Here is a 6,110-nt window from a genome sequence, read left to right as displayed (position 1 = left end):
CGACCTCGACGGGGTGGCGGTGACCGCCGGCCCCGGCCTGATCGGCGGCGTTCTGGCGGGCGTGATGACCGCCCGAGGCATCGCCGCCGGGGCGGGCCTGCCGCTGATTGCGGTGAACCATCTGGAGGGCCACGCCCTGACACCGCGGCTGACCGAGGGGGTGGACTACCCCTACCTTCTGCTGCTTGCCTCGGGCGGGCACTGCCAGTTGATCGCAGTCGAGGCGCTGGGCCGATACCGTCGCCTCGGCGGCACCATCGACGACGCTCCCGGCGAGGCCTTCGACAAGGTGGCCAAGATGCTGGGTCTCGGCTTTCCGGGCGGCCCGCTGGTCGAGGCGCGGGCGGAGGCGGGCGATGCGCAACGCTTCGCCTTCCCGCGGCCGCTTCTCGACCGGCCCGGCTGCCAGATGAGCTTCTCCGGCCTGAAGACCGCGGCGCTGCGCGCCCGCGATGCGCTGGTGGCCGAGCAGGGCGGGCTCTACCGGCGCGACGTGGCCGACATCTGCGCGAGCTTCCAGCTTGCCGTGCGCGAGGCGCTGGCCGAGAAGGCGCGCCGCGCCATGGCGCTGTTCGTGTCGGGCAATCCCGGTCTGGCCGATCGTGTCATCGCGGTCGCCGGCGGGGTCGCTGCCAACCGCAGCCTGCGGGAGGGCCTGCGCGAAACCGCGAAAGCCGAGGGCTTCCGCATGATCGCGCCGCCGCTGCCGCTGTGCACCGACAACGCGGCGATGATCGCCTGGGCGGGCATCGAGCGGCGTGCGGCGGGCATGGCCGATGCGCCGGCGATCGCCAGGCCGCGCTGGCCGCTCGACGAGGTCTCGGCACCGCTCATCGGCGCCGGGCGCAAGGGAGCGAAGGCATGAGCGGCCCGGTCGCGATCCTTGGCCAGGGGGCCTGGGGCACGGCGCTCGGCCGCACCCTGTCCGACACCGGGGCCGAGGTGCGCTTCTGGCGGCGCGGTGCCGGCGAGGCCGTTCTGGAGGACGCCGGTCTGGTGATTGCTGCCGTGCCGGCACAGGCGACGCGCGAGGTCCTGGCGGCGCTCGCTCGCGTGCTCCCCGCAGCAGTGCCGCTGGTGCTGACCGCAAAGGGATTCGAGCGCGGCACGCTGAAACTGCAGTCCCAGGTTGCAGGCGAGGTCGCGCCCGGCCACCCCCTCGCCGTGCTGACCGGTCCGAGCTTCGCCGCCGATCTCGTCTCGGGCCTGCCGACGGCGGTCACCTTGGCGGTGACTGGGCCAGACCTGGGCGAGGCGCTGCAGCGCCGCCTCGCGACGCCCTCGCTGCGGCCCTACCTGACTGTCGACGTGGTCGGGGCGCAGGTCGGCGGCGCGGTGAAGAACGTCATCGCCATCGCTTGCGGAGCGGCGGTCGGCGCCGGTCTGGGGCAGAGTGCGCGGGCCGCCTTGATGACCCGCGGTTTTGCCGAGATGACCCGTCTGGGCAAGGCCCTGGGCGCCCGGGCGGAAACGCTGGCCGGGCTGTCCGGCCTGGGCGACCTGGTCTTGACCGCCGGCTCGGAAACCTCGCGCAATTATGCGTTCGGGCTGGCGCTGGGCCGCGGCACCCCGCCGGCAAGGCGGCTGGCGGACGGGCGCACCTATGAGGGCGCAGCCAGCGCCGAGCCGGTGGCCGGGCTGGCCCGGCGCCTGGGCCTGGAGACGCCGATCTCCGCGGCAGTGGCCGATCTGGTCACCGGCTCACTCACCGTGGCCGGGGCCGTGGACAGGCTGTTCAACCGTCCGCTTCGCCGCGAATGAAATTCAACATGGAGGGCCGGTTGATGCTCTATGCCATTATCTGTCTCGACAAGCCGGGCGCGCTGGAGATCCGCAAGGCCAACCGCGACGCGCACCTGGCGCATCTGCGCAATGCCGGCCGCGCCATCGTCTCGGCCGGGCCGTTTCTCGACGACGAGGGCGGGATGTGCGGCTCGCTGGTGATCTATGAGGGCCGCGACAGGTCCGAGGCCGAGGCCTGGGCCGCCGCCGACCCCTACGGCAAGGCCGGCCTGTTCCAGCGCGTCGAGATCCGCCCGTGGAAGAAGGTCGTCGGATGAACGATCCGGCGACCGATTTCGAGGCGATGGCGGCCTTCCTGGCCGACCCGGCCACCCATCGCTGCGAAACCGAGCGCATCGACACGCACACCGCGGCCGTGGTGCTGGCCGGCGAGCGCGTATGGAAGCTGCGCCGGCCGGTGAACTACGGCTGGCTGGACTATGGTACGCGGCAGCGTCGCCGGCTGTGCGCGGCGCGCGAGATTGCCTGGAATCGCGTCAGCGCCCCGGGCCTCTACATCGGTCTGGGCGGAATTCTTTCTGCCGGCGATGGCTGGCGGCTGCGTCCGCCCGGCGACGAGAGCCTGCCCGACGAGGCCGAGCCGCTGGTGGTCATGCAACGGTTTCGCCAAGAGGATCTGTTCGACCGCATGGTCGCCGGGGGGCGCCTGACCGCGCCGCTGATCCGCCTGACCGGTCGGGTGATCGCACAGATGCACAAGGGCGCGCCCCGGCGAGATGGCACCGGGCACCTCCCCGCCTTCGCCCGGCGCGAGACCGAGGAGATCGCCGCGCTCGCCGATCTCCTCGGCGCGGACGCGGTCGACACGTTCTCGGAGAAGCTGCGTGCCCTGGCCGAGCGCCACGCGACGCTCGCCGAGAGCCGCGGTGCCCGCCGCTGTCATGGCGACCTGCATCTGCGCAACATCGTGATGTGGCGCGATCGGCCGGCCCCCTTCGACTGCATCGAGTTCAACGACGCGTTCACCGACATCGACCCGCTCTACGATCTCGCCTTCCTGCTCATGGATCTCGATCACCGCGGCCACGGCGAGCTGGCCGTGGAGGTCTTCAACGCCTGGGCCGAGGGCATGGCCGCCGAGCCGCGGGCCGAGGTCGGGACCGCCTATGGCGGACTCGCCCTTCTCCCCTTCCTCAAGGCCTGCCGCGCCGGCATCCGGGCGAAAGTCGGCGCGCTGGCGCTGAGGGGGCGCGACGCCGATGCGGCCGACCTGGCCGAGCCACCTGCCTATCTCGAGCTGGCGCTGCGCTATCTTTCCCAGGATCGCAGGCCTCGGCTGATTGCCGTCGGCGGCCTGTCCGGCTCGGGCAAGACCACGGTCGCCCGGGCGCTGGCGCTGCGCCTCGGCGCCGTGGTGCTGCGCTCCGACGCCATCCGCAAGGGCCTGCGCGGGGTCGACGTGACTCACAGGCTGCCTGCCGCTGCCTACGCGCCGGAGGTGTCGGTCAAGGTCTACGAGGCCATGCTGGCCCGCGCTCGCATGGCGCTCGAAGGTGGCGCTGCGGTGATCCTCGATGCCGCCCATCTGCGCGCGGGCGAGCGCGAGCAGGCCGGCGCGCTGGCCGCCGCGCTGGATGTGCCGTTCCTGGGCCTGTGGCTCGAGGCGCCGGTCGACGAGATGAAGGCCCGCGTCAGGGCTCGCCCGCAGGGGGCGTCCGACGCGACCGAGAGCGTCGTCGAGAAGCAGACCGGCTACGAACTCGGCCCGATCCGATGGCGCCGGCTGGCTGCCGGCGGCGGTCTGGACGCGCTGGTTGCGACCGCATTGGCCGAGCTGGAAGGCTGAAACGGGAGATGAGTCAGGGAGGGAACAATGGCCTGTTGGCTGTTCAAGTCGGAGCCGCACACCTGGAGCTGGGACGACCAGGTGAAGAAGGGTGCCGCCGGCGAGGAATGGGACGGCGTGCGCAACTACCAGGCGCGCAACAACATGAAGGCGATGAAGACCGGAGATCGCGGCTTCTTCTATCATTCGGGCGAGGAGCGGGCGATCGTGGGCATCGTCGAGGTCTCGGCCGAGGCGCATCCCGATTCCACCACCGATGATCCGCGCTGGGAATGCGTCGATGTGACGGCCGTCGCGCCGATGCCCCGGCCGGTGACGCTGGCCGCGATCAAGGCCGAGCCGCGCCTGGAAGGCTTCGCGCTGATCCGTCAGTCGCGCCTGTCGGTGGTGCCGGTCAGCGACGCGGAATGGCATGTCATTTGCGGGATGGGCGGCTACGATGGCTGAGGCCGGCGCGAGGCCGCCGACGCGAGAGCGCCGCCATTCGGTCCGGAACCCCAGCACCGGGGAACCGTTACAGGGGCAACAAAACTTCCAGCAGGCTTGCGCCGGGCCCCTGCGCCGGGCGGGCCTGTGGAGCGAAAGGCCTTTGGCGCAGTGAGCGACGGACGGGACCAAGGTGGCAGCGGCGTGCGCCCGCGCGACATTTCCTGGGCGGGCTGGCGCGACATTGCGCTGCGCATTAAGAGCGAGATCGGGCGCGATCACGTTTCGCTGGTCGCCGCCGGCGTGGCCTTCTACGGGTTGCTCGCGCTTTTCCCCGCGATCGCGGCGCTGGTCTCGGCCTGGGGCCTGATGTTCCATCCGCAGCAGATCGAGCAGCAGATCGCGCAGGTCAGTGCCGCCCTGCCGAGCCAGGCCGCGTCGATCATCCAGGCGCAGGCACGCAGCGTCGTGTCGGGCGGCGGGGCGGGGCTCAACCTGACCGGGCTCGGCGGGCTGGTGCTCACGATCTACAGCGCCACGAAGGGCGTGAAGTCGCTGATCGAGGGCCTCAACATCATCTATGACGAGAGGGAAAAGCGCGGGATCATCAAGCTCAACCTTCTGGCCTTCGGGCTGACGCTGGCGCTGATCCTGACGATGCTGGGGGCGCTGGGGCTGATCATCGTTCTGCCCGTCCTGGTCGGGGGCCTGGGCATCAGTTCGGCCGTGACGGGGCTGCTGACCTACACCAGATGGCCGCTGCTCGCGCTGGTCGCCGTTGTCGGGCTGGCGGTTCTCTACCAGGTCGCTCCGAGCCGTCCCTGGCCCGGCTGGCGATGGGTCAGCTGGGGCGCCGTCGCCGCCACCGCGCTGTGGGTGATCGTCTCGATCCTGTTCTCGATCTATGTGCGGAATTTCGGCAGCTACAACGAGACCTACGGATCGATCGGCGCCGTCGTCGTGCTGCTGATGTGGTTCTGGCTCTCGGCTTTCGCCGTGCTGATGGGCGGCGAGCTGAATGCGGAAATGGAGCGCCAGAGGCGGCGGCGCACGAAAAAAGGCACGCCTGGTCCGAAGGGCGACTGCGGAAGCCGGGGCGCCGATCCCGGCGGCGCCGGCGACTGAGGCGCGTCAAGCCACGCGGACAAGGCTCACGGCAGCACGCCGAAGCGCGACAGCGCCTCGCGCAATCCCGGCGGCAGGTCGGCATCCTCGCCCGGAGCGGCGCCGATATCGGGCGGCGCGTCCGCCGCGGCCAGGTAGCGCCAGCCTTGGAATGGGCGGCGCGGACGCAGCGCTGTGGGGACCAGCGTCGGCTCCAGCACGATGGCGCAGCGGCGGATGCCGTCCTGCCCGGTGATTTCCTCGAGGTCGAGAATGCGCTGGCGCACCTGGATCGCGCCGCGGATCACCCAGTAGAGCGAGCCGCCCGCGAGCAGCTCGTCGGCCCGGCGCGGCCACATTCGGGTGATGTGGCGCGGCCGCGGGTCCTGCCCCTTGGCGAGGCGCTCGGCACTGCGCCGGGACTGCCAGGCGCGCAGCTCGTCGATTGTGTCGGTGCCGACGCACAGCTTGACGAGGTGCAAAGTGGGCCGGGTGCCGTCCATCGCCCCCGCCCTCAGCCGAGGCCGAGCACGTCGATCATCGTGTACTCGCCGGGCCTGCGGCTCTGCCCCCACAGCGCCGCGCGCACCGCGCCCCGGGCGAAGATCATGCGGTCGGTGGCAATATGGCGCAGCGCGACGCGCTCGCCCATGCCGGCGAAGATCACCTCGTGCTCGCCCACCACGTCGCCGCCCCTGAGCGCGGCGAGGCCGATGTCGCCGCGCCGCCGCGGGCCGGTGTGGCCGTCGCGGGCGCGGTCGGCGGCCTCGGCCAGGGTCACGCCACGGCCCTCGGCGGCGGCCTCGCCCAGCATCAGGGCCGTGCCCGACGGCGCGTCCACCTTCATGCGGTGGTGCATCTCGACGATCTCGATGTCGAAGTCGGCGTCCAGCGCCTCGGCCACCTTGCGCGTCAGCACGGTGAGCAGGTTGACCCCGAGCGACATGTTCCCCGCCCGGACCACGGTGGCGTGCCGCGCCGCGGCGGCGAT

At 71.7% G+C, this 6,110-nt stretch carries 8 protein-coding genes; 6 read left to right on the top strand and 2 right to left on the bottom strand.

What is annotated here, in order from left to right:
* From AC32QD_RS05205 to AC32QD_RS05180, 6 genes are all read left to right on the top strand, one after another.
* Positions 1-865, top strand: an 865-nt coding sequence (locus AC32QD_RS05205; protein ID WP_492009424.1) for a tRNA (adenosine(37)-N6)-threonylcarbamoyltransferase complex transferase subunit TsaD, incomplete at its 5' end; no start/stop codon positions are given.
* Positions 862-1,761, top strand: a complete 900-nt coding sequence (locus AC32QD_RS05200) for an NAD(P)H-dependent glycerol-3-phosphate dehydrogenase (protein WP_492009423.1) — start codon at positions 862-864, stop codon at positions 1,759-1,761. The genes AC32QD_RS05205 and AC32QD_RS05200, both read left to right, overlap by 4 nt.
* Positions 1,762-1,784: 23 nt before the next feature.
* Positions 1,785-2,060: a YciI family protein gene (locus tag AC32QD_RS05195; RefSeq protein WP_492009422.1), complete on the top strand. Its 276-nt coding sequence runs from the start codon at positions 1,785-1,787 to the stop codon at positions 2,058-2,060.
* A complete protein-coding gene (locus AC32QD_RS05190; RefSeq protein WP_492009421.1) occupies positions 2,057-3,589 on the top strand; it encodes a bifunctional aminoglycoside phosphotransferase/ATP-binding protein in 1,533 nt (510 codons plus the stop codon). Before AC32QD_RS05195 ends, AC32QD_RS05190 begins: the two co-directional genes overlap by 4 nt.
* A gap of 27 nt (positions 3,590-3,616) precedes the next feature.
* Positions 3,617-4,036 carry an EVE domain-containing protein gene (locus AC32QD_RS05185; protein WP_492009420.1) on the top strand — a complete coding sequence of 140 codons (420 nt, stop codon included), beginning with the start codon at positions 3,617-3,619 and terminating at the stop codon, positions 4,034-4,036.
* Between the two features lie 150 nt (positions 4,037-4,186).
* On the top strand, positions 4,187-5,140 hold the full coding sequence (locus AC32QD_RS05180) for a YihY/virulence factor BrkB family protein (RefSeq protein ID WP_492009419.1): 954 nt from the start codon (positions 4,187-4,189) through the stop codon (positions 5,138-5,140).
* 26 nt (positions 5,141-5,166) lie between these two features.
* Here the strand turns inward: AC32QD_RS05180 and AC32QD_RS05175 are convergent, their stop codons facing one another.
* Complete coding sequence (locus AC32QD_RS05175; RefSeq protein ID WP_492009418.1) at positions 5,167-5,622, bottom strand: DUF1489 family protein; 456 nt, start codon at positions 5,620-5,622, stop codon at positions 5,167-5,169.
* Between the two features lie 11 nt (positions 5,623-5,633).
* On the bottom strand, positions 5,634-6,110 hold a 477-nt coding region (gene dapB / locus AC32QD_RS05170; RefSeq protein WP_492009417.1), incomplete at its 5' end, for a 4-hydroxy-tetrahydrodipicolinate reductase.

This window comes from Thermohalobaculum sp., assembly GCF_058622915.1.
This window is presented reverse-complemented; position numbering and strand designations above follow the sequence as displayed.

What these genes read in the sequence shown, in the direction of transcription:
- AC32QD_RS05190 (WP_492009421.1), top strand. Translation starts at nt 2,057, where the DNA reads ATGAACGATCCGGCGACCGATTTCGAGGCGATGGCGGCCTTCCTGGCC.
- AC32QD_RS05200 (WP_492009423.1), top strand. Translation starts at nt 862, where the DNA reads ATGAGCGGCCCGGTCGCGATCCTTGGCCAGGGGGCCTGGGGCACGGCG.
- AC32QD_RS05175 (WP_492009418.1), bottom strand. Translation starts at nt 5,622, where the DNA reads ATGGACGGCACCCGGCCCACTTTGCACCTCGTCAAGCTGTGCGTCGGC.
- AC32QD_RS05185 (WP_492009420.1), top strand. Translation starts at nt 3,617, where the DNA reads ATGGCCTGTTGGCTGTTCAAGTCGGAGCCGCACACCTGGAGCTGGGAC.
- AC32QD_RS05195 (WP_492009422.1), top strand. Translation starts at nt 1,785, where the DNA reads ATGCTCTATGCCATTATCTGTCTCGACAAGCCGGGCGCGCTGGAGATC.